General features: G+C 34.5%; 22 protein-coding genes, 1 tRNA gene and 1 pseudogene. 15 read left to right on the top strand and 9 right to left on the bottom strand.

The genetic code is table 11. The features are described 5' to 3' along the window. Positions 1-203 precede the first annotated feature (203 nt). The 3 genes from fruB to fruA are packed head-to-tail and all read left to right on the top strand — an operon-like array spanning position 204 to position 4,063. Positions 204-1,409 (top strand): fused PTS fructose transporter subunit IIA/HPr protein, encoded by a 1,206-nt coding sequence (gene fruB, locus A9G48_RS01435; RefSeq protein WP_034946735.1) that lies wholly within the window; start codon positions 204-206, stop codon positions 1,407-1,409. Then, complete coding sequence (gene fruK / locus A9G48_RS01430) at positions 1,410-2,345, top strand: 1-phosphofructokinase (protein ID WP_034946732.1); 936 nt, start codon at positions 1,410-1,412, stop codon at positions 2,343-2,345. Between the two features lie 8 nt (positions 2,346-2,353). Beyond that, positions 2,354-4,063 (top strand): PTS fructose transporter subunit IIBC, encoded by a 1,710-nt coding sequence (fruA, locus tag A9G48_RS01425; protein WP_034946729.1) that lies wholly within the window; start codon positions 2,354-2,356, stop codon positions 4,061-4,063. Between the two features lie 67 nt (positions 4,064-4,130). On the opposite strand, the gene A9G48_RS01420 is transcribed toward fruA, so the two are convergent. Beyond that, positions 4,131-4,706, bottom strand: a complete 576-nt coding sequence (locus A9G48_RS01420; protein ID WP_034946726.1) for a TIGR00730 family Rossman fold protein — start codon at positions 4,704-4,706, stop codon at positions 4,131-4,133. A 137-nt stretch (positions 4,707-4,843) separates the two neighbouring features. On the opposite strand from A9G48_RS01420, the gene A9G48_RS01415 reads away from it, so the two are divergent. Continuing rightward, positions 4,844-4,919, top strand: a tRNA-Asn gene (locus A9G48_RS01415). A 148-nt stretch (positions 4,920-5,067) separates the two neighbouring features. Continuing rightward, on the top strand, positions 5,068-5,808 hold the full coding sequence (locus A9G48_RS01410) for a carbonic anhydrase (protein WP_034946723.1): 741 nt from the start codon (positions 5,068-5,070) through the stop codon (positions 5,806-5,808). Positions 5,809-6,332: 524 nt separating this feature from the next. On the opposite strand, the gene A9G48_RS01405 is transcribed toward A9G48_RS01410, so the two are convergent. Both A9G48_RS01405 and A9G48_RS01400 read right to left on the bottom strand, forming a co-directional pair. Further along, positions 6,333-7,025, bottom strand: coding sequence for a response regulator (locus tag A9G48_RS01405; RefSeq protein WP_034947061.1), 693 nt, complete (start codon positions 7,023-7,025; stop codon positions 6,333-6,335). Positions 7,026-7,046: 21 nt separating this feature from the next. Further along, a complete protein-coding gene (locus A9G48_RS01400; protein WP_065575683.1) occupies positions 7,047-8,636 on the bottom strand; it encodes an ATP-binding protein in 1,590 nt (529 codons plus the stop codon). Positions 8,637-8,916: 280 nt separating this feature from the next. Between A9G48_RS01400 and A9G48_RS01395 the strand changes: the two are divergent. The 7 genes and pseudogenes from A9G48_RS01395 to citX form a co-directional block, all read left to right on the top strand. Beyond that, a pseudogene (locus A9G48_RS01395) lies at positions 8,917-10,203 on the top strand (2-hydroxycarboxylate transporter family protein); the annotation flags it as partial. A gap of 98 nt (positions 10,204-10,301) precedes the next feature. After that, on the top strand, positions 10,302-11,144 hold the full coding sequence (locus A9G48_RS01390) for a fumarylacetoacetate hydrolase family protein (protein ID WP_034946717.1): 843 nt from the start codon (positions 10,302-10,304) through the stop codon (positions 11,142-11,144). 8 nt (positions 11,145-11,152) lie between these two features. Continuing rightward, on the top strand, positions 11,153-12,208 hold the full coding sequence (gene citC, locus A9G48_RS01385) for a [citrate (pro-3S)-lyase] ligase (protein WP_051825308.1): 1,056 nt from the start codon (positions 11,153-11,155) through the stop codon (positions 12,206-12,208). Then, on the top strand, positions 12,209-12,499 hold the full coding sequence (gene citD / locus A9G48_RS01380; RefSeq protein ID WP_034946714.1) for a citrate lyase acyl carrier protein: 291 nt from the start codon (positions 12,209-12,211) through the stop codon (positions 12,497-12,499). Next, positions 12,496-13,383 (top strand): citrate (pro-3S)-lyase subunit beta, encoded by an 888-nt coding sequence (gene citE, locus A9G48_RS01375; protein WP_034946711.1) that lies wholly within the window; start codon positions 12,496-12,498, stop codon positions 13,381-13,383. The genes citD and citE overlap by 4 nt, the downstream gene beginning before the upstream one ends. Positions 13,384-13,395: 12 nt before the next feature. Then, positions 13,396-14,925 carry a citrate lyase subunit alpha gene (gene citF / locus A9G48_RS01370; RefSeq protein WP_065569535.1) on the top strand — a complete coding sequence of 510 codons (1,530 nt, stop codon included), beginning with the start codon at positions 13,396-13,398 and terminating at the stop codon, positions 14,923-14,925. A 69-nt stretch (positions 14,926-14,994) separates the two neighbouring features. After that, complete coding sequence (citX, locus tag A9G48_RS01365) at positions 14,995-15,534, top strand: citrate lyase holo-[acyl-carrier protein] synthase (protein WP_034946708.1); 540 nt, start codon at positions 14,995-14,997, stop codon at positions 15,532-15,534. Between the two features lie 177 nt (positions 15,535-15,711). On the opposite strand, the gene metB is transcribed toward citX, so the two are convergent. Then, positions 15,712-16,896 (bottom strand): cystathionine gamma-synthase, encoded by a 1,185-nt coding sequence (gene metB / locus A9G48_RS01360; protein ID WP_051825302.1) that lies wholly within the window; start codon positions 16,894-16,896, stop codon positions 15,712-15,714. A 177-nt stretch (positions 16,897-17,073) separates the two neighbouring features. Between metB and metJ the strand changes: the two genes are divergently transcribed. Continuing rightward, entirely contained in the window at positions 17,074-17,391 is a 318-nt protein-coding gene (gene metJ, locus A9G48_RS01355) for a met regulon transcriptional regulator MetJ (RefSeq protein ID WP_034946705.1), read from the top strand. Positions 17,392-17,497: 106 nt separating this feature from the next. Here the strand turns inward: metJ and rpmE are convergent, their stop codons facing one another. The 5 genes from rpmE to A9G48_RS01330 form a co-directional block, all read right to left on the bottom strand. Continuing rightward, positions 17,498-17,713, bottom strand: a complete 216-nt coding sequence (gene rpmE, locus A9G48_RS01350) for a 50S ribosomal protein L31 (RefSeq protein WP_034946702.1) — start codon at positions 17,711-17,713, stop codon at positions 17,498-17,500. A gap of 141 nt (positions 17,714-17,854) precedes the next feature. Beyond that, positions 17,855-18,907 (bottom strand): outer membrane-stress sensor serine endopeptidase DegS, encoded by a 1,053-nt coding sequence (gene degS / locus A9G48_RS01345; RefSeq protein ID WP_034946699.1) that lies wholly within the window; start codon positions 18,905-18,907, stop codon positions 17,855-17,857. A 129-nt stretch (positions 18,908-19,036) separates the two neighbouring features. Next, entirely contained in the window at positions 19,037-20,410 is a 1,374-nt protein-coding gene (locus A9G48_RS01340; RefSeq protein WP_034946696.1) for a Do family serine endopeptidase, read from the bottom strand. A 72-nt stretch (positions 20,411-20,482) separates the two neighbouring features. Further along, entirely contained in the window at positions 20,483-20,881 is a 399-nt protein-coding gene (locus A9G48_RS01335) for a YhcB family protein (RefSeq protein ID WP_051825300.1), read from the bottom strand. A 62-nt stretch (positions 20,882-20,943) separates the two neighbouring features. Continuing rightward, the gene (locus A9G48_RS01330; protein ID WP_065575682.1) at positions 20,944-21,405 is read right to left on the bottom strand and encodes a DUF721 domain-containing protein; all 462 of its coding nucleotides are present in this window, start codon (positions 21,403-21,405) and stop codon (positions 20,944-20,946) included. A 438-nt stretch (positions 21,406-21,843) separates the two neighbouring features. Here A9G48_RS01330 and A9G48_RS01325 point away from each other — a divergent pair, with 438 nt between their 5' ends. Then, positions 21,844-22,311 (top strand): hypothetical protein, encoded by a 468-nt coding sequence (locus A9G48_RS01325; RefSeq protein WP_065569533.1) that lies wholly within the window; start codon positions 21,844-21,846, stop codon positions 22,309-22,311. Positions 22,312-22,389: 78 nt separating this feature from the next. Beyond that, positions 22,390-22,749, top strand: a 360-nt coding sequence (locus A9G48_RS01320) for a toxin VasX (protein ID WP_141672931.1), incomplete at its 3' end; no start/stop codon positions are given.

The following is a 22,749-nucleotide window of genomic DNA, read 5'->3' as shown; positions in this document are numbered from 1 at the left end:
ATATTTATAATAAATCTAAAAATTTTAATTAAAATAAAAGAATAAAAAGTTAGATCCAGATCACATATTGTTTATTAATAGAAATAATTTATTGGATAATTAATGTTAATCTATTCATTATTGCAGAATTGATTCATAAAAGGATTTAGATTTGCTGAGTCATTTTAGTCGACCCAACATTTTAACCCAGAGGTATTTATTATATGTTTCATTTAGTTAAAGAAGATATCCATTTAAATGAACAAGCAACCAATAAAATTGAGGCAATTAAGAAGATTGCCGCAGCATTAACTAGTACTGGTTTTGTCGAAGAAGGATATGTTGAGGGGATGCTTGAGCGTGAAGATCAGGCTGCAACTTATTTAGGTATTGGTATTGCGATACCGCATGGTACACCTAAAACTCGCCATTTAGTTAAAAAAACAGGCGTTCAAGTATTCTGCTTTCCTGAAGGTGTAGAATGGGGAGATGATGGAGAAAAAGCTTATCTTGCTATAGGTATTGCTGCGAGCTCTGATGAGCATTTAGAGCTACTTCGACAATTGACACATGTTCTTGGTGCCGATGGGGTAGAGGAACGAATCAGAAAAATTCAATCTGCTGACGAAGCAGTTGCCATTTTAACAGGAAAAATAAGTCCAGAAGATAGTCAATTTGTTGTAAATGAATCATCATTATTATTAGATATTTCTGCTGATAGTTTATCCACACTACAAGCATTAAATGCATCGCGTTTAAAACAACAACATGCAGTAGATTCAAGCTTTCTCGTAAATGTTTTAGATAGTAGACCAAGTTATTTAGGTAGTGGTGTTTGGTTAAACGATAGCAAAGAAGGGAATTTGAAAAATGCGATTGCAATTAGTCGTACTGTCAGCAATTTGAGTGAAGAAGGAAATCCCGTCAAAATGCTCATTACCATGTCTGTTGTAGATGATTCTGTTTCAGACATTATTGAACATTTGGCATCATTAACATTCAACCAAAAATTGGAACACCTACTGACTGCCAATACTGAAAAACTAATAAGTTTACTTACCTCAGGTTGTGCTGAAATATGCACTGAAACCAATAATACAAATATTGAGCATACTTCACCAAACACATCAACGACAACAACTGCTAATAATATTTTGTGCCGTGAATTTGTCGTACCAAATGAGAACGGATTACATACTCGTCCGTCATCTGTACTAGTTAAATTAGTCAAAGAGTTTAGTAGTAAAGTAACAGTCGCAAATCTTGATGGAAAAGGAGAACCAGTCAGTGCTACTAGCTTAATGAAAATTGTTGCACTTGGTGCTAAAAAGGGTAGTCGATTACAATTTACAGCAGAAGGTGATGATGCTGCACAAGCGCTTGATGCTATTGGTAAAGCTATTGAAAGCGGTTTAGGTGAGGGGGTTTAAATGACTTATCGTATTGCAACAATTACTTTAAATCCTGCTTATGATCTATTAGGTTTTTGCCCTAAAGTTGAACTTGGTGATGTTAATTTAGTTCAAACTAACGCTTTGCTAGCAGCGGGTAAAGGTATCAATGTTGCCAAAGTATTATCTGATCTTGGTATTAAATTAACGGTTGGTGGATTTTTAGGTAAAGAAAATCGTGATGGTTTTAATTTATTATTTGATTCACTAAATGTTGTTGATAAATTTCAAACCATCGATGGTCGTACACGTATTAACGTTAAACTAACTGAAGAAAATAGCGAAGTAACAGACTTAAACTTTTCAGGTTTTACTATTAGTGATCAAGATTGGCAAACTTTTGTTACCAATTCATTAGAATGGTTAAAAAACATTGATATGGTAGCCATTAGTGGTAGTTTGCCAGTAGGAGTATCTCTTGAGAAATTCACTGAATGGATGAAGCAAGTTAAAGCTATTTGTCCTAAGGTGGTATTTGATAGTAGCCGTGAAGCTTTAATCGCAGGGCTTAAAGCTAAACCTTGGTTAATTAAACCAAATGATAAAGAGCTTGAAATGTGGGTAGGGAGAAAATTATCCACATTGTCAGAAATTAAAACCGCAGCCATGGAAATTATTGATAGAGGGGTAGAAAACGTAGTAATTTCACTAGGAAGTAAAGGTGCTTTATGGGTAACAAAACATGAAGCATGGCTAGCCAAGCCGCCTAAATGCAAGGTGGTTAGCACGGTTGGTGCTGGTGATTCAATGGTCGGTGGTTTACTGTATGGTTTACTAACTAATCAATCAATTAAAGACACCTTAGTATTTGCATCAAGTATTGCCGCTTTATCAGTTGAACAAGCAGGTGTTGGTATCTCAGACCGCCAAGCGGTTACCAACATGTTGGAAAAAATTGAAATAATCGCGGGATAGGAGTATTCATGAATATATACATTATTGAAGGCAGTAATGCAGGCCCAGTTAACGGGCGCTTAGCTAAAGCGGAATTAGCGTTAGCAGCTAATTCTTTAAATTTAAATATTGTTGATAATGCAACATCAGCTGATACCATCATTTCTGTTGGTGGTGGTAATATTAGTGAAAAATCAGTTATTGGCAAAAAAGTTTATATAGTAAGTGATTTCAATGAAGTTTTTGCTGATCCTAAAAAAATCTTGAATGAAGCACAAAGTAAAGCAACTGTTTATGAACAATCAGCTAATACTACTATTGCTTCTATCCCAAATAATGGTCAAAAACGTATTGTTGCGGTAACCGCATGTCCAACAGGTGTTGCTCACACCTTTATGGCGGCAGAAGCGATTGAAGAGGAAGCCAAAAAACGTGGATGGTGGTGTAAGGTTGAAACACGTGGCTCAGTTGGTGTCGGTAATGAATTAACACCAGAAGAAGTGGCTTCAGCCGATGTTGTAATTGCGGCTTGTGATATTGATGTTGATTTGAGTAAATTTGCAGGTAAAAAACTTTATCGCACCAAAACAGGTCCAGCTCTGAAAAAAACAGCGCAAGAATTTGATAAAGCATTTGAAGAAGCAACAGTTTATCAGCCAATAGCAAACTCCTCAACAGCTAAGGCAAATAATGATAAAAAAGGTGTCTATCAACATCTATTAACGGGTATTTCTTACATGTTACCAATGGTGGTTGCTGGCGGTTTGATTATCGCTCTATCATTTGCATTAGGTGAGTTTAAAGAAGTAATAAATAACCAAGGTGTTTTGGTTAAAACTTTAGTGGGTGAACCTCATCTAGCTCAAATTGGTGAACTTGCTTTTTCATTGATGGTACCATTACTTGCTGGATATATTGCTTATTCGATTGCCGATAGACCTGGTTTAGTACCAGGACTTGTCGGTGGTTTACTTGCGGTATCGACTGGCGCAGGATTTTTAGGTGGTATTATTATTGGTTATTTTGCTGGTTATTTAGCAATGTGTATTTCTAAATATTTGCCATTACCAAAAACTCTTGAAGCATTAAAACCTATTCTTATTGTGCCATTATTTGCAACATTAATAACAGGGTTAGTCATGCAGCTTATTTTTGCTACACCTATTGCATGGATTATGATTCATTTAGATGTATGGTTAAGATCAATGGGTACCACGAACGCAATTCTTTTAGGGGCTGTTTTAGGCGGCATGATGTGCACTGATATGGGAGGACCTATCAATAAAGCAGCGTATTTGTTTGGGACAACATTAATTTCATCACATCAATATATGCCAATGGCAGCTGTTATGGCTGGTGGCATGGTTCCACCTTTAGCAATGGGGATTGCGACACTTATTGCACGCAAAAAATTTGCTAAAACTGAACAAGAAAGTGGTAAAGCTTCATTGGTATTAGGTTTATGTTTTATATCTGAAGGGGCAATTCCATTTGCTGCGCGCGATCCATTACGTGTTATTCCATGCTGTATTATTGGTGGTGCTATTACTGGTGGCATGGCGTTAGCCTTCGGTTCAACATTAATGACACCACATGGAGGGTTATTTGCTTTAGCGATTCCAGGCGTGGTTAAACCAGTTGGAGGTTACTTATTATCTATCGTTGTTGGTGCCGTTATTGCTGGTGTTGCTTATGCATTTATTAAACAGCCAGAATCGGAAGCTACAGCTGTCGCTTAATGTTTGTTAATAATATAAGAAAAAGCGCCATCAAGTGATGGCGTTTTTATATAATATGACATTTAAGCTATTTTTTTACCCAGCGCTGTAAATCTTTAGGGATAAAATGATCCATTCGTTGTAGTATAGTTCGATGATCTTCCGAAACAATTAATGTTTTATAAAAACTATCTCGAACAAAACCTTCATTCACTGCATGTTGCAAAAAATTAAGCATTGGTTGCCAAAATTCTAACACATTAAATAATGCAACGGGCTTTTCATGATAACCTATTTGCATTGCTGTCCAAACTTCAAAAAGTTCTTCTAAAGTTCCCGTTCCTCCTGGCATTGCAATAAAACCATCAGCCAATTCCGAAAGTCTTGCTTTGCGTTGATGCATATTATCCACTATTTCTAAACGTGTGATACCGTGGTGTGCTGTTTCAGCCTTGACTAAATGTTCAGGAATAATACCAATCACCTCACCACCATGAGCAAGTGCTGCATTAGCAATAATCCCCATTAAACCTTTATTACCACCACCATAGATTAAACGCCTATTTTGCTGAGCTAATATTTTACCTAATTGTTCGGCATACACTCGATATTCTGGACGGATTCCTTCACTCGCACCACAAAAAACACAAATATTTTTTTTCATAAAACATATTCTAGCAATTGTTAAATTGATTCTCTATTTTAACATAATTTGTTTACAAGATGAGCAATTGGTTTTATTTAGTATTTTTACGATTGACAGAATAACTATAGATGGTTAATATTCTGTCCGTTGACTGTTCCTCCATAGTTCAGTCGGTAGAACGGCGGACTGTTAATCCGTATGTCACAGGTTCAAGTCCTGTTGGAGGAGCCAACTTTCCTAATTCCAATATTTTAACTCCTGCTTATGGCAGGTTTTTTTTTCCTCTACAAACAATATTTTTTAGCCGTTAATTTTTAGATAGCAAGGCTGATTTAATAGGTCTATAATTCAATCATGAGTCCGACAATATGGTTAAATTATGAAGGTTAATATAGTCATTGCGGTCATTCTAACTGCCGCTAGTTTATTTTGTCTCGCTGCTGAACATACTCCACATTGGGGCTACGAAGGGCAAGAAAAACCTGAAAATTGGGGAAAACTTTCGCCTGATTTTTCAACTTGTGAAAATGGCAAAAATCAATCTCCTATCAATATACAGCATGTGCTTAAAACCCGTCATAGTGAACTGAGTCTTACTTTCGAATTTGGCAAACAAGAAATGATAAACAATGGTCATACTGTGCAAATCAACATTACAGGGCAAAATACGTTAATTTTAGATGATGAAACTTTTACCTTGCAACAATTTCATTTTCATTCGCCAAGTGAGAATGAAATTAACAGCAAGCATTACCCAATGGAGGCACATTTTGTTTATCAAAACGAAAATGGCGATCTGACTGTTATGGCTTTAATGTTTAAAGAAGGTAAAACCAATTTAGAATTGGAAAAAGCATGGCACCAAATTCCAATATCGGTTGATGATAGTATTTTATTAGATAGGACAATTGATATTAAAGTATTATTACCGGAAGTATTGGATTTTTACCGTTTTAGTGGTTCACTTACCACACCACCATGTACAGAGGGTGTAAGATGGATTGTTTTAGAACATGAAAGTAGTGCTTCAAAAGAACAAATTGAAAAATTCCACTCAATCATGCATCATGATAATAACCGGCCAGTTCAGCCTCTAAATGGTAGGATTATCATTGATTAAGAAACCTGTTTGGCTTTACGAACATAATCAAGCTATTTATTACTTGCTCAAAACTTGATTTTTGCTAAATGGTGAGCAAACGGTAATTTTCTTTTAATCTTCTATTATGTAAATGTTAGGACTACTATTCGAGCAAAGGATATGATAACCGATGTTTATTCACTTTTATTATGGCTGACACGGTTATCTTTAAAAAATTATATGATTATTTAGGTAAATAATCTGTACCAAAATAGTGATAACGACAAGCTTTAATTGGTAACATATATAATTTATTACCAAATGGCGTATCAACATAATTAATTTTGATGATAAAAAGTTATCTTTATTTATCTCATCATTTTGGGGCATAACTACTTTACCTTATAAACTTATGTTTACTCCTTTTATTTGATAAGGCAAACTTAAGCTATCTAAGTTGGATTAATTTAATCCAGCATCAAATTCTTTTAGAATAAAATAACAAATAAGCATATTTATATAATTATCAATCATATATAGGAACGGTTGTAATATAAAAACAATTATTTACCTAATCGCTTATAAAGTCTTTCTGGGCGACCAATTTTTCCGTGATTAAGTTCGACTGTTAATAGTTTTATCTGTACACAATATTCAAGGTATCGTCTAGCTGTAGTTTTACTGATTTTTGCTTTTTCAACAATTTCATCAACAGTTTGAGGCTTATTGGTTTGCATAAAAAGATCCTTAACTTTTTGTAAAGTGATTTCTTCAATGCCTTTTGAGTGTCGATTCATATCAACAAAATCTTTAGTTTGCAAATTAAATAGTTCATCAATTCTACGTTGATTAACATGTTTTTGTAGACTTTGCCGATATAAGAAAAGTTCAAAACGCTCTAAAGAGTGTTTCAATCTTTGATAAGAAACGGGTTTAATTAGGTAATCAAAAGCGCCATAACGAATTGCTTTACTGCAAGTATCCATATCGCTTGCTGCGGTAATAAAAATTACATAACAATCTAAATTATTATTAAGGATATATTCAAATAGATCGATGCCCTTACCATCAGGTAAATAGTTATCTAGCAAAATTAGCGTTGGCTTAAGTTTTTCAATCATAATTTTTGCTTCGGCAAGATTCGATGCAATACCTATAACTTTAACCTTGGTATCTTTTTGAATAAATTCAGCATTTAGCTCAGCTAAAAGGGGTTCATCTTCAACAATAAGTGCTCTAATGATGTCATCTTTTATTTCATTCATACTTTACTCATCCTATTTAGGTATAAAAACAGAAAAAATGGTCCCATAGGGTTTATTATCTTCAAATATAATATAACCATTTGCTTTCTTGATATAAGTCGAAACAAGATGCAGGCCAATACCATGCTCTTTAGTATCTTGGGAGGTAACACCTGGCTCGAAAATTGAATCACGGATACTATCATCGATACCACAACCTTGATCACTCACCTCAATCACAATTTCATCAGTTGCATCGCTTAAATATAGATAAATTGTTTTATCACCAAGATTATTTTGCAAACTGGCATTAAATGCATTATCTAGTAAATTACCTAAAATTGACATAAATTCTGTTTCGGTTATTAGATCGGGTAAAGCAGTTAATTGGCAAGCAGGATCGAACACTAATTTTAAACCAATTTCATGTGATTTAGAATATTTACCAATTAATAAACCGCATACAGCGGGAACTTTAAAATGTTGAGTAATAAAATCTAAATTATTTTGATTGTCAGTTGAATGTAATGCAATAAACGATTGTGCTTCATCATAACGCTTCATACAAATTAATCCGGATAAAGTTGCCATCCAGTTAAGATGCTCATGTCTTAAGGCTCGTAAATTATCCACATATTGAGTAACTTGGGTTAACTGCATACTCAATAAATTGATCTCATCAAAGTTACGGAAAGTAATTACCCAGCCTTGAATTTTATCATCAACAATTATCCGTATACGGTTAGCAATCACAACAATATGATTAAACTGGCAAATATGGTCATGAAGATCCTTAGTTTCTTTATCTTCACCATAAAAAATATCTGTCGATTGAATAAAATCACTCAAATCATGATTAGGCAATGCTTCATCACTCACTTTAATACCTAAAATATTTCTTGCTGATTGATTAATATTTATAATTTTATAATTAAGATCGATAGCAATAACCCCCTCAAAAATTGACGCCATGATGGATTTTTGTGTTTTGACTAATAACGCAATTTCTTTGGGTTCTAAATTAAACATCTGTGTTTTGATTGCTTTTGAAAAACAAAATGAAAAGATGAATAAAGCAAAAAATAAAAAACAACAGAAAAAAATAAAAGGTATAAATTGTGTTAGATGTATAGCGTAGATATCATCTATCATATAACCGACAGAAACAATCCCAATAACTTTACCTTGATCTACAATAGGTGCTTTACCTCGTAATGCTAAACCAAGCGAACCTTCGCTAATAGTAATACTGCTATTACCATTAAGTACTTCCTGATTATCTCCTCCAATCATTGGTGAGTATAAAGGACTGTTAGCCGTATGAAATAGACGATGAGCATTAGCATCACCTATAACAATATAACTAGCATCACTTTGTTGAAAAATATCAATAATAAAATCGGCTATTTTATTTGTATTCTTTTCTTTAACGTATTTGATTAAGCTTGGTACAACGGCTAATTCTTTTGCTTGAATTTGGGCTTTTTCACCTAAACTTCGATATAAATTTGTTTCTGTTGTATTCCAAATATAGCTTTGCAGTAGAGCAAGAATTATCAAGGAAAAGAGCAAAAGAGAACCAAATAACTTAGTAGTAAATGAGAAGTGAATTTTTTTTCGCATTTTTACATTTACTTTTCAAATTAAAATAAGAATGAGTGTATCATAGCATTAAAAAACATAGATCCTTTAAAACCATAAAAACCATAGTTAAAATATGATTTAAATCACAAAATTTATGTCAATCTTTTGTCAAGATACGCGCCAATCAAATTCGAGAAAATCAAATTATTTTGGAGAAAAAAAACATATGGTGGATTTCAATTCAATTGGAAAAACGCATAATGAAAAAGAATCAAAGGTTAAGCACTTTGAAGAAAAACAAATAGGCTGGCCATATAACTGGTGGCGATTTATGGACAATTATAAAATTGGTGTAATTCCGCTTCCTTTATTTATAATTGCTGGTATCCTTATTTTCGCTGAAGTTCTGGTTACTGGTAAATTACCTAGCGAAATTGTTGTTATGATAGTAACTTGTGCTTTCTTTGGTTTCCTTTGTGGTGAAATCGGGAAGCGTTTACCGATTGTTGGCAAGATGGGGGCTGCGGCTATTTGTGCTACTTTTATTCCATCTGCACTAGTATATTACAATATTCTTCCAACATCGGTTGTTGAAGCAACAACTAAATTCTATAAAGATACACATATTCTTTACTTATACATCTGTTGTATCATTGTTGGTAGTATTATGAACATGGATAAGAAAACCCTTATTCAAGGTTTCTTAAGAATCTTTGGTCCAATGGTATGTGGTGAGATTGTTGGAATGTTAGTTGGTGTTGGTGTTGGTTATTTACTTGGTTTAACACCGTTTGAAACATTTTTCTTCTTAGTATTACCGATTATGGCTGGTGGTGTTGGTGAAGGTGCAATTCCACTTTCAATCGGATATGCTTCAATTTTAGGTATGGAGCAAGGTGAAGCGCTTGGTCGTGTGTTACCAATCGTAATGTTAGGTGGTTTAACCGGTATTATCTGTGGTGGTATTCTTAACCGTATAGGTAAAATTTATCCACACTTAACAGGTAACGGTCGACTATTACCAGCAGACGATGAAGTTACCGATAAAAAAGAAGCTAAAACTGAATCTATTATTGATGTAACAACTTTTGCTTCAGGTGTATTATTAGCGGCTATTCTGTATATGGTTGGTATGATTGGCCATAAGGTAACAGGTATTCCAGCACCAGTAGGGATGCTATTTGCAGCGGTTTTTGTTAAACTAATATCTGGAGTTTCACCTAAAGTATTGAGTGGTTCACAAGTTGTTTACAAATTTTTCCAAACGTCTGTAACCTATCCAATTTTATTTGCGGTAGGTGTGGCAATCACTCCGTGGGAAAGAATTGTTGAAGCATTCACAATTACAAATTTAGTTGTTATTGTTTGTACAGTAGTAAGCTTAGTAACCACAGGTTTCTTTGTAGCGAAAAAACTTGGTATGTATCCTGTTGATGCTGCAGTTATTTCATGCTGTCAAAGTGGCCAAGGCGGAACAGGTGACGTAGCGATCCTAACCGCAGCAGAACGTATGGAGTTAATGCCATTTGCACAAATCGCAACACGTATTGGTGGTGCAATAAATGTATCAGTGTCATTACTCATTCTCGGCAATTTCCTAGTATAGTTTTTAGAGTTATAAAAGAACAACCTTAGCTTTGACTAGGGTTGTTTGTTTTTATTTTTATAGTAACAATTAGCACAAACAGCTTTTAAGGAGTATTCATGAAGCTTGTAAGTTATCTTGTTTCTGGCAGAGCAAGTTTTGGTCTTCTTACTGACAACGGCATTGTTGACTTAGGTCAAAAGTTAGGCGATAAATATGTTGACCTAAAATCGTTGCTTGCAGATGATGAAGGGTTATCTATTGCCAAAACTTACCTTAATGCCTCAAGTGACATTAATGAACAAGACGTTACTTATTTACCTATTATTCCAAATCCAAACAAAATTTTATGTGTTGGAATGAACTATGCTGAAAAACGTGCAGAATTTAACGAAACAAGTTCAGCACCAACACTATTTGTACGTTTTCCTGATTCTCAAACTGGGCATAAAACAAATATTATCAAACCAGCTATTACAAATGAGTTAGATTACGAAGGTGAATTGGCGATTATTATTGGCAAATCATGTTTCCGAATTAAACCAGAAGACGCATTATCGCATGTAGCCGGCTATAGTTGTTACATGGATGGCTCCATCCGTGATTGGCAATATACTTGGTTTACTGCAGGTAAAAACTGGCCAAGTACAGGTGCATTTGGACCTTGTTTAACTACATCAGATGAAATTCCAGATCCAACAGTATTAACATTAGCGACATATTTAAATGATCAAGAAATGCAGCATGATTCAGTAAAAAACTTGGTTCATACAGTACCAGAATTAATTGCTTATATCAGCACTTTTACCCGATTATCACCGGGTGATGTAATACTTACAGGTTCACCTGGTGGAGTTGGTAAAAAGCGTAATCCACCGGTATTTATGAAAGATGGCGATAAAATCGAAGTTGAAATTAAAGGGATTGGTCGTTTAACCAATTATGTGGTAGCAGAAAAATAGGTGGCATCATGTATAATTTGGTCGATTTTTCAGTAGTAGATATATCTAAATCATTAGAAGAACGTGATCAGATAAAGCAATTATTAACCTTATCGGATCTGGACTTAGATCCTCAAGTCGACACATTTATCATTGCCCGAATGGATAATAAAATTGTGGCTTGTGCAGGTCTAGATGATAATATCATTAAATGCGTTGCAATTGACCCAAATTATCGGGGTAATCAACTTAACTTAACATTGCTAGATAACGCCATTAAATATGCTAATGAACAAGGTCATTTTCATCTATTTTTATATACAAAACCTGAAAATATCGATTTTTTCAAAGGATGTGGATTTTATCCGATTGTTGAAATAAATGACCTAATAGTGTTAATGGAAAATACACCCGTTGGCATTAAACAATATTGCAAACAGCTTAGCGAACAGCGTAAAGATGGAGCCAAGATTGGCAGCGTTGTCATGAATGCCAACCCTTTTACTAAAGGTCATCAACATCTACTAGAATATGCAGCAAACCAATGTGATTGGTTACACGTTTTTGTGGTTAATGAAAATGTTTCGCTTTTTCCGTTTGATGTTAGATTACAGTTGGTGAAAGAAGGTTCCAAACACTTAAAAAATGTTACAGTACATGCAAGTTCTTCATATATTATTTCAAGAGCAACATTTCCTACATATTTTTTGAAAGACAATGATAAGATCGATAGCGCATACATGGGAATCGATTTATTAATTTTCCGTAATTATATTGCCCCAACCCTTAATATTACTTATCGATTTGTTGGCACTGAACCATACAGTAAAGTCACTAATGCATACAACACATCAATGGGTTATTGGTTACAGGATGAAAAAGTTAGCGATTATCCAGTTATCACGTTGGTTGAAATACAACGTATTGTTGAAGGGCAAGATATCATATCCGCTTCTTTGGTAAGAAAGCTACTTGCTGCAGAGCAATATGAACAGGTAAAACGATTGGTTCCAGAAACCACTTGGAATTATCTAGCGGAAAATTTAGATTCAGTCAAAAAATTAATTCGTTCAAAAGGTAACTAAATGAAAATCAAAAAAGAAGCCATGGCAGGGACTCTCGAATCGAGCGATTTGTTAGTGAAAGTCATGCCAAATTCAGGAATCGAAGTTGTTATTAATAGTGATGTTAATAAACAATTTGGCGATCAAATACGAGCAGTTGTAGATCAAACTTTAAATGATCTTAACGTCACAGATGGTTTAATTATTATCGATGATAAAGGTGCATTAGATTGTGCTATTAAAGCAAGAGTACAGTGTGCAGTGTTACGAGGTGCTGAAGAAGAAAGCTTAGATTGGAGTAAATTACTATGAAAAAATTACGTCGAAGTATGTTATTTCTTCCGGGTGCAAATGCTGCAATGTTATCGACATCATTTGTATACAAACCTGATTCAATTATGTTTGATCTTGAAGATGCCGTTTCAATTAAGGAAAAAGATTCTGCGCGTTTATTAGTCGCACAAACTTTACTTCTTCCTATTTATAAAGAAAATGGTATTGAAACAGTTGTTCGAATCAACGCACTTGATACTCCATTTGGTTTAAAAGATCTTGAAGCTGTCGTTAGAGCTGGTGTCGATGTTGTACGTTTACCAATGACCAATAGCGCAGAAGATATCCACGAACTTGAAGCACACGTTGAACGAATCGAAAAAGAGTGTGGGCGTGAAATTGGTAGCACTAAATTAATGGCAGCTATTGAATCTGCTCAAGGCGTTGTTAATGCAATTTCTATTGCTAAATCATCTCCACGTTTAATTGGTATTGCATTAGCGGCATTTGACTACCTTGTTGACATGCAGACTGAACGCGGTGACGGTACTGAACTATTTTATGCTCGTTGTGCTGTTTTACATGCAGCACGTGTAGCGGGAATTGATGCCTTTGATGTAGTATATTCAAATGTTAATGATGACGAAGGCTTCTTAAAAGAAGTCAGCCTAATCAAAAAACTCGGATATAACGGTAAATCACTTATCAACCCAAGACAAATTGAACTATTACATAACGCGTATGCCCCAACAGCAGCTGAAGTTGAAAATGCTCAAAAAGTCGTTGAAGCAGCTGAAGAAGGTGAAAGAAAAGGTCTTGGTGTGATTTCGCTAAACGGCAAAATGATCGATGCACCAATTATTGCTCGCGCTAGAAAGGTGATTGAATTAGCCAAATATTCCGGTGTACGTAAAGAAATTTGATAGGATTAAAAAATGACTACTTCTATAGATAAAAAAATTGATGATTTGCTTAAACAGCATCCTAATCTCAAGAATATTAAGCCTTTTGTTGATGCTAACGCAACAACACCATATTTAAAAGATGAGTCTAAATACACGCGCAAATTGTGTGATTCTATTGAACAAGCAATTAAAAAATGCGAATTACGTGACGGCATGACCATCTCTTTTCACCACGCTTTTCGTGAAGGTGATAAAGTTATTAACAAAGTAGTTGAAACGATTAGCAAATTAGGTATTAAAAATTTAACTTTAGCATCAAGTTCGCTACTAAGTTGTAACTCAGCATTAATTCCTCATATTGAATCAGGTGTTATAACTAAAATTTATACTTCTGGATTACGGGGAAAATTAGCGGATGCTATTTCACATGGTTTAATGGAAAACCCAGTCCATATTCATTCTCATGGCGGACGAGTAAAGCTAATCCAAAGTGGCGAAATTAATATTGATATCGCATTTTTAGCTGTATCAACTGCTGATGAACAAGGTAATGCAAACGGTGTATCAGGTAAATCACAATGTGGTGCACTAGGCTATGCCATGGTTGATGCTCAATTTGCTAAAAAAGTGGTATTACTGACAGAAGATATTGTTGGTTACCCTAATCACCCAGCAAGTATTCGCCAAGATCAAGTTGACTACATTGTGAAAGTTGATGAAGTAGGCGACCCAACAAAAATTAGTGTAGGTGCTGCGCGTATTACGAGTAACCCACGTGAACTAATGATTGCTCGTTACGCTGCAGATGTGATCGAGCATTCAGGTTATTTTAAAGATGGCTTCTCGATTCAAACAGGTTCTGGTGCGTCTTCAACAGCAGCAACCCGTTTTCTAGAAAATCGCATGCGTGCAAAAAATATCACAGCATCATTTGCGCTAGGTGGGATCACAGCAAGTATTGTTGATCTTCATGAAAAAGGCTTAGTTAAACGTTTATTAGATACTCAAAGTTTTGATGGTACGGCTGGGCAATCTTTAGGTAGAAATAAAGATCACATTGAAGTATCAACTAATGTTTATGCAAACCCAGCATCGAAAGGTGCAAGTGTTGATGAACTCGATGTTGTAATTTTAAGTGCTTTAGAAATTGACCTTGATTACAATGTTAATGTATTAACTGGTTCTGACGGCGTAATGCGTGGTGCATCTGGTGGTCATTGTGATACAGCGGCTGGTGCAAATTTAACAATTGTTGTTGCGCCACTTATCCGTAGCCGTATCCCAACTGTAATTAAAAAAGTGACAACATTAGTTACTCCAGGTGAAAGTGTTGATGTGTTAGTGACCGACCATGGTATTGCAGTTAATCCTAACCGTCCAGAAATTGCTGAACGCTTAAAAGCAGCAAATTTACCAGTGATGAGCATTGAAGAGCTGTATCAAAGAGCGGTTTCTTTAACAGGTGAACCAAAACCAATTGAATTTAAAGATAAAATTGTTGGAATTGTTCATTACCGCGACGGTTCAATCATTGACGTAGTGCGTGAAGTTAAAGACTAATCACAACCAAGTAATAGCCTAACATTGAACTAAACAATGTTAGGCTAGTGCGCTTTTATAACGAATAAAATGCTAATAAAATTTGATGATGGAACGCCAATAAGCCTAGAGCAAATGTTACTTGCCAAGGAAAAAAGGGTCGTTAACCAACAATCTGTACTGACGCTTTATCAGCACCCTATAATCTCACTAAGTTTAGTTATTCCTGGTGCTATAAAAAATAGTAGTGGTGCAAAATACCTTTTTAATGAAGCTATCAAAGCACTTCACAAATGCTTTTTAAAAAATAATATTACTATCATTGATGAAAAACATTATTGCGATATAACCGGTTATGAAGCCATATTTTCAATAAATTATTGTGCCGAAAAGCTAAAGCAATATTGCATTAATATTGAAAATAGCCACCCATTAGGACGATTATGGGATATTGATGTTATTGATCCAGTAACCAAAAAAAGCCTTTCTCGAGTGTTATTTGCAAATCAACCAAGACAATGCCTAGTTTGTGATGACATAGCAAAAGTTTGTGGGCGAGCAAAACGACACTCAATTAATGAAGTTTTTATTGCAATAGAAAAAAAGATACAAAACTTTCAGCAGTCATAAAAATATTCACTAGTTTTAAAACGTACAACAACAATAAATCTACAGTAATTTTATGTCCAATAACAACCTAATTACTATCAAAAACAGGTTAAAGCTTTACTAAAAAAGTAATCGAAAGCTAATAAATTACGGATTGAAGTTATCACCTCAATCCTTATATATTATCCTCTGCAATATTTAAATTATGGCAAGAGCCTGCTCCAAATCAGCTAATAAATCATCAATATCTTCTAGACCAACTGAAATTCGTAATAACTGATCTGAAATACCTGCTGTTTCACGTGCTTTTGCACTAATTCCAGAATGTGTCATTGTCGCAGGGTGGCAAACAAGGCTTTCAACGCCACCTAAAGATTGCGCTAATGTGAAAATATTAAGTGCTTTTAAAAATTTTGGCATAATCTCAGGGTTGCCTGCTAATTCAAAGCTTAAAAGTGATCCAAACCCTTTTTGCTGTTTTTGGGCAATATCGTGTCCAATATTTGACGATAAAGATGGGTGATAAACTTTTTTTATCTTAGAGTGGTTAACTAAAAACTCTACAACTTTCTGAGCATTATCTTGTTGTAATCTTACTCTAGCGGAAAGAGTACGTAATCCACGTAACAAAAGATAACTATCGAATGATGAAGTCAGTGTACCAATATTATTAGCCCACCATAAAACATCGGAAGCAAGCTGCTGCTCTTTAAATACCAAAATGCCTGCCAACAGATCTGAATGACCATTTAAAAATTTAGTACAAGAATGAGTAACAATATCAGCACCAAGTTCCAATGGTTTTTGTAATATAGGCGTCATAAACGTATTATCGACTAAAACCAAAGCACCAATATTATGTGCTTGTTGCGCAATTTTTTGAATATCAACAACACGGAGCAATGGATTACTAGGCGTTTCAATCAATACTAATTTAGGATGTAAGCTGAGTGCTTCTTGCAAGGCCGCTGAGTCAGACTGATCAACAAATTTTACCTTAAAGTAACCTTTTTGGCTTAAACTATTAAAAAGGCGATAGCTACCACCATAACAATCATGGGGAGCAACAACTAAATCATTTGGCGTTAATAAAGCGACACTAACAAGGTGAATAGCCGACATCCCACAATTGGTTAAAATAGCATCTGCGCCGCCTTCTAATTGTGCGACAGTTTCTTCTACTAATCGCCGACTTGGATTTGATTTCCGCCCATAATCGAACTCCCTTGGTTTTGCAAATTCTTGATATCGATAACAAGTAGAAGGTGTAATGACTGGAACAACACTACCATACTGATCATCGGTATTTAACCCCCCACGAACAGCAATAGTACTCTGGTTTAGCTTAGCACATTGGCGTGAAATTTTAGATTGACTGACCATAATATCATTCCTAGAAAAGATTGCGTTTATTAAAACATCAGTTGTATAAGAATAGCACAATAAATAGGGACGTCAACATGTCTAGACGTCTAAGTATCTTGGTGTATAGATTGCAGCAAAATGAAAAAAACGCTAGAATTACCCACATGATTTGTAATGTAATTCGGTGAAAAAAATATGATGGAATGGAATGGTGAGTATATCAGCCCTTATGCAGAGCACGGCAAAAAAAGTGAGCAAGTAAAAAAAATCACAGTATCAATCCCTTTAAAAGTATTGAAAATATTGACAGATGAACGTACAAGACGACAAATTAATAACTTGCGCCATGCAACCAACAGTGAACTATTATGTGAAGCCTTTCTTCATGCTTACACAGGTCAACCATTACCATGTGATAAAGATTTACAAAAAGATCGCGAAGATGGAATACCAAGCCAAGCACAAAAAATGATGCGGGATTTAGGTATCAACCCAGATTTAATTGATGAATAAGATATTGCATTACAATTAGGCTAAAATTAGCTAATTTAATTTACAGAAAGCAAAAAGACGCATAAAGCGCCTTTTTTAACGAATGCCAACTGTACATTTGGGGAAATTATTTTTTACCGCCAACCATAGCAAAACGTTGTTTGAATTTATCGACACGTCCACCAGTTGCAACATCACGTTGTTTACCAGTATAGAACGGATGACATTCACCACATACGTCAAGGTGAATATCATGACCAATGGTAGAATGTGTTTTAATCACATTACCGCAAGAACAAGTTGCAGTAATTGCTTTATATTCTGGATGAATACCTTCTTTCATAATAAGCCTCTAAAGTTTGTTTGTATCGCTATATAAACGGCTATAGTAGCAAAATTTATACACCATACAAGTGTTAAAATAACATGATAAGATCGCAAATTATACGACCAATAGCCATGATAATCAAGTAGTAAAAACTAATTAAACAGACAACTGACCGATTGTCACTTGTAACTCAATCCTTTCACCATTTCGCAAAACTATAATGGGGACAACAGTGCCTGGTTTCAACTCTGCAATCTGATCCATTGTTTCAACAATCGATTTTACAGGTTTATTATTCACCATAACTAAAATATCATCAGTTTGAATACCTGCTTGTAATGAAGGGCCTTCAACATTTGTTACTAAAATACCTAACACAACTGGCATATCACTTGGATTTTGTGTTGGTGCAAACTCTAAACCATCAATACCAATATAGCCGCGAATAATCTTGCCATCTTGAATTAATTTATTCATGATTTTCATTGCTAAAGCGGTTGGAATTGCAAAGCCTATTCCTTCAGGGACTTCATTGCCTAAATTTTTAGCAAAAGTAAGGGTATTAATACCGACTAATTCACCTTTAGTATTAACAAGAGCACCGCCAGAATTACCATGATTAATTGAAGCATCAGTTTGAATAAAATTCTGTCGTCGATAAGGACTTAATCCGTCACGGCCTGTTGCACTAATGATACCTTGAGTAATTGTTTGCCCAATATTATAAGGATTACCGATAGCTAAAACGACATCTCCAATTTTGGGTTCGCGCGAGGTATTGATATGAATAGTTGGGATATTCGTTGCTTCTATTTTAAGCACAGCAATATCCACAAGCTTATCAGCCCCTGCTGAGAGTGCTTCAAAAATTCGTCCGTCTTGCAAGGCAACAATAATTTGTTCTGCCCCCTCGATAACATGATAATTGGTAATGATATAACCTTGATTATTAATAATCACGCCCGATCCAAGAGGCGTAATGGCACTATTTTGTGATTGATGAGAAACGGCATTAACCGAACGGCTATAAATATTAACCACAGCAGGTGCAGCTGTTCTAACTGCATCATAGTAACTTATTGGCGCATTATCAAAAAGTGATCTTGAAAAGCTCGATTGAGTTCCATTACGTAAAGTCGGAAAAATAATCAAAAGAACGAGTGCTAAAACGGCTCCAATCAATATTGGCCATAAGATTTTTTTAAGCATGATTATTTAGATTATAAAAAAGAACGTAGGCAGATTCTAACACATCTATCTAAATGTTAAAATTGACGATTTCCGCCGATGTGAAAACACCGGCGAAAAGAAGAAAATAGCGATAATGACTAATAAAACTTAGCGAAGAATTAAATATAATCGGCTATTTCCACGGATAATATTTAATGCAATGGCTGACGGCTTACTATCAATAATCTTACGAAGATCAGCAATATTATTCACACGCTCTTTGTTTACACCAGTAATCAAATCGCCTTCTTGCAAACTTAACCGAGAAGCGGCTGAACCTTTAGCAATACTTTCAATTAATACTCCTTTTTGACCTTTAACTTCTCCATTGCTTAAGATTGCCCCCTCAAGTGAACGATGAAGTGATCTTGCCTCGGTATTCGATTCATCACTGTGTTTCAATTTAACATCAACCGTAATTTTTTTACCGTCTCGAATTAAACCTAATTTAACGATACGATCAGCCCCAGTTGTTGCAATTTTGGCACGCAATTCAGCAAAGCTATCTACAGGTTTACCGTCCATAGAAATAATCACATCACCAGATTTAATACCTGCTTCTTTCGCAGCGGAATCATCAATAACCTCACTAACAAAAGCGCCTTTTTGCACATCAATATCAAAAGCTTTGGCAATATCAGAGGTTAACTCATTACCTTTAATACCTAACACACCACGCTTCACTTCGCCAAATTCAATAAGTTGGAATGCTAAGTTTTTAACCATATTGCTTGGTATTGCAAAACCTATACCTACATTGCCACCACTTGGTGCAATAATCGCCGTATTAATACCAACTAATTCACCCTTTAAATTAACGAGTGCACCACCAGAATTACCACGATTAATTGACGCATCGGTCTGAATAAAATTTTCAAAACCACTCATACTAAGTCCACTACGAGCCAGAGCTGAAATAATACCAGAAGTTACTGTTTGACCAATACCAAATGGATTACCAATAGCGACAACATAATCACCAACTCGTAATTTATCGGAATCTGCAATTTTAATGGATACTAGCTTTTTAGCATTTTCGACTTTAAGTAACGCAATATCACTTTGTGGATCTTTACCAATCAATTTTGCGGTATATTCATGTCCATCGTTTAAATTAATTGTAATCTTATCTGCATTTTCAATAACATGATTATTGGTTACCACATACCCTTTTTCTGCATCGATAATGACACCAGAACCTTGACCAGTAAATGCTCTTGATTGATTTTCAGGATAGCCAAAAAAACGTCTAAATTCTTCTGGCATCGTATTTTGCATTTTTGCCACACCTTCCACTTTAATACTCACCACGGAAGGTAATACGGTTTCTAACATAGGTGCTAAACTTGGTACTTCAGTATTATCAGCGGATTGAGTAGCTGAAAAGCTTGCATGAGCATTTGAAAAAACGGACAAGCTCATACTGATACTTAATGCAATTACACCTAACAATTTTTTTTGTTTTTTTAATGAATTGTTCATTTTACAACTCTCACTATTCAAAAAATATAATATTTACGAAAGATCCAATTAATATAAAAAACGAAATCGATATTACTTTTCATTTGTTTTAAACAAATTTGGAGGGGTTTCAGAATAATCTTTGGGCTGTTTTTCAAAAACCAAATTATTTTGGGTATCCGCGTTAGGTTCTGAATCAATCCGAATATTGGGTATATTATCATTACCAATAATTTGTTGAGAATTTTCTGCCATGTGTTGATAAAGGCGTCGAAAATCTTTTGCCATATTATCTAAAATTTCTGCACTGTGTGAAAAATGTTTAGCAATGATCTGCTTTTGGGTTTTCAACTCTTCTTGCGCTTGCTCAAGTTCGCGTTTTACACTTGCATACTTACGTGCTTTAGGGCTTATCACATTCATAATAATAAAACTGATAATAAACCCTACGGCAAAACCAATAATAAGGTAGATCACTATATCTTTGTCCATATTTACTCCTTGTATTTATTCATAATAAAATTGCATAAAAAATCGTACTCAAATCTCTGCGCTTATTTTGCATGGTTAGCAAGTTTAATCAATTGTTTTTTTAATTTATCGGGTGCTTGTTGTGCTAAAGTGTATAAATACTTAGCACTATTAATCGTCATATAATTTTGATTATTATTTATTTTTTTTGATTTTTCGGTGCGTGGTAATGGCATTATCAATATATCTGGGTTAATTCGATATTGAATAGAAGATAAAGAAGGCAAAAGTTTTTTACGAATGCCTGACAACAAATTGCTTTGTTCGTATTTTAATCGTGTTAGCCAACTAGCTGAACTCACTTCAATAATTAATACTCCTTGACGATAATTTGACACCCGACACTGTTGATTTAATGGTGAAGGTAACAACTCGTTAACGACATAAGACAATTGATTTAATGCAGAAACTCTTTCCTTAATTTGCGACAAACATGTGTCTTGTGTCAATATTGACATTAATACCTGTGGTTCGTTATCACGCATATGTAATCCTATAATCCGTTATCGATCAATAGTAATAAATTTCATCAAAAATCGTACAACTAATAACTTAATAATTTACCCTAATTGTTAAAAAATGTCTTACCAAAAAATTATATTTACGCATTATTAAATAAAAATTTCATTAATCTTATAATAAATTCACGCCTAGAATAACGCTTAGATTAATAAAAAATAAATTTTAAAATTATTAACTACATTAACAAAACAAAAAATGATAACTTTATTAAAAATAAGGGAAAAATCAACTTAATTACCGCTTTTTTCAAGCTATCCAACTAATTTAATTAAAGAATAAATGAATAAATAAAGATTGCATAATGTCCAAAAATCACGTAGTTTATGGCGAACAAAAAATTACCTATGTTAATTATTCAATACTAGTAATAAAAAGTTAAAAATAAGATTATTAAAATCAGCATGGATATAATACAACAACGAGCAAGGCAATTATTCTTTTTAACTAGCTTCGCATTACTTAACAATTATCTACTCTTTCTAAAAGAAAAAGCTAAAACCACATTGGTATGGTTTCATTTATGTATTGGAAAAAAAACATTATTGAGCCGATGCTATCACGCCGTTTGGAAAACGGATAAATTTAGCAATCTCCATCAGCAACAATTACAACAGCGTTATCGACAAAAAAATATTGTTGTAGCTAAACAGCCCTTGTTATTTTATCGATTATTGCGTTATTTACCTCTAATTATGATTGATCTTTTAAAGAAAAATATCGAGGTAAATACATTACAATCCTTGCTCAATCAATCGACTAAAAATGATATCTCTGCTCAAACTACTTTTTTTGATTCAATACAATATAGTGCTCAGTACCAACATAAAAAAATCCCTATTATGAACAATCATATTGCTTTTCACACGTAAAGGCTATTATCACAATGTATTTTAAACTTAACGTTTCAAAGATTATTTAATAACTATAAAAATAACTAAGGAAATAAAATGGATGCAAACAATACAAAGATTAACAATACTAACTCAGAATTTAACGACAACGATCTTCAAGCCAATAACGAGCCACCAGTTGTAACACCTGAGCTGATTAATGAAGCCAAGGAAAACATGATATTGAACAATGGTAAATGTGGTGCATGCCAAAAAAAGGGCTTTCCTCTTTTTTTAGTTAGAAAAAGTGTGGTACCTAAAAACTTTAAAGGGATTGAATGGGACAAAGGTATGTTATCCCTAACAGACCGAGAGCCAGAAGAAGCGCTAACCCATTTTAAATATGCTTATCGAACCTTAAGAGAAGGTTATGTCTATCTATTATTACAAAAAAATAAATCGGTAAAAGAATGGCAA

Source organism: Gilliamella sp. wkB18, from assembly GCF_001690875.1.
Lineage (GTDB): Bacteria > Pseudomonadota > Gammaproteobacteria > Enterobacterales > Orbaceae > Gilliamella > Gilliamella apicola_A.
This window is presented reverse-complemented; position numbering and strand designations above follow the sequence as displayed.

What these genes read in the sequence shown, in the direction of transcription:
- fruB (WP_034946735.1), top strand. Translation starts at nt 204, where the DNA reads ATGTTTCATTTAGTTAAAGAAGATATCCATTTAAATGAACAAGCAACC.
- fruK (WP_034946732.1), top strand. Translation starts at nt 1,410, where the DNA reads ATGACTTATCGTATTGCAACAATTACTTTAAATCCTGCTTATGATCTA.
- fruA (WP_034946729.1), top strand. Translation starts at nt 2,354, where the DNA reads ATGAATATATACATTATTGAAGGCAGTAATGCAGGCCCAGTTAACGGG.
- A9G48_RS01420 (WP_034946726.1), bottom strand. Translation starts at nt 4,706, where the DNA reads ATGAAAAAAAATATTTGTGTTTTTTGTGGTGCGAGTGAAGGAATCCGT.
- A9G48_RS01410 (WP_034946723.1), top strand. Translation starts at nt 5,068, where the DNA reads ATGAAGGTTAATATAGTCATTGCGGTCATTCTAACTGCCGCTAGTTTA.
- A9G48_RS01400 (WP_065575683.1), bottom strand. Translation starts at nt 8,636, where the DNA reads ATGCGAAAAAAAATTCACTTCTCATTTACTACTAAGTTATTTGGTTCT.
- A9G48_RS01390 (WP_034946717.1), top strand. Translation starts at nt 10,302, where the DNA reads ATGAAGCTTGTAAGTTATCTTGTTTCTGGCAGAGCAAGTTTTGGTCTT.
- citC (WP_051825308.1), top strand. Translation starts at nt 11,153, where the DNA reads ATGTATAATTTGGTCGATTTTTCAGTAGTAGATATATCTAAATCATTA.
- citD (WP_034946714.1), top strand. Translation starts at nt 12,209, where the DNA reads ATGAAAATCAAAAAAGAAGCCATGGCAGGGACTCTCGAATCGAGCGAT.
- citE (WP_034946711.1), top strand. Translation starts at nt 12,496, where the DNA reads ATGAAAAAATTACGTCGAAGTATGTTATTTCTTCCGGGTGCAAATGCT.
- citF (WP_065569535.1), top strand. Translation starts at nt 13,396, where the DNA reads ATGACTACTTCTATAGATAAAAAAATTGATGATTTGCTTAAACAGCAT.
- citX (WP_034946708.1), top strand. Translation starts at nt 14,995, where the DNA reads ATGCTAATAAAATTTGATGATGGAACGCCAATAAGCCTAGAGCAAATG.
- metB (WP_051825302.1), bottom strand. Translation starts at nt 16,896, where the DNA reads ATGGTCAGTCAATCTAAAATTTCACGCCAATGTGCTAAGCTAAACCAG.
- metJ (WP_034946705.1), top strand. Translation starts at nt 17,074, where the DNA reads ATGATGGAATGGAATGGTGAGTATATCAGCCCTTATGCAGAGCACGGC.
- rpmE (WP_034946702.1), bottom strand. Translation starts at nt 17,713, where the DNA reads ATGAAAGAAGGTATTCATCCAGAATATAAAGCAATTACTGCAACTTGT.
- degS (WP_034946699.1), bottom strand. Translation starts at nt 18,907, where the DNA reads ATGCTTAAAAAAATCTTATGGCCAATATTGATTGGAGCCGTTTTAGCA.
- A9G48_RS01340 (WP_034946696.1), bottom strand. Translation starts at nt 20,410, where the DNA reads ATGAACAATTCATTAAAAAAACAAAAAAAATTGTTAGGTGTAATTGCA.
- A9G48_RS01335 (WP_051825300.1), bottom strand. Translation starts at nt 20,881, where the DNA reads ATGGACAAAGATATAGTGATCTACCTTATTATTGGTTTTGCCGTAGGG.
- A9G48_RS01330 (WP_065575682.1), bottom strand. Translation starts at nt 21,405, where the DNA reads ATGCGTGATAACGAACCACAGGTATTAATGTCAATATTGACACAAGAC.
- A9G48_RS01325 (WP_065569533.1), top strand. Translation starts at nt 21,844, where the DNA reads ATGGATATAATACAACAACGAGCAAGGCAATTATTCTTTTTAACTAGC.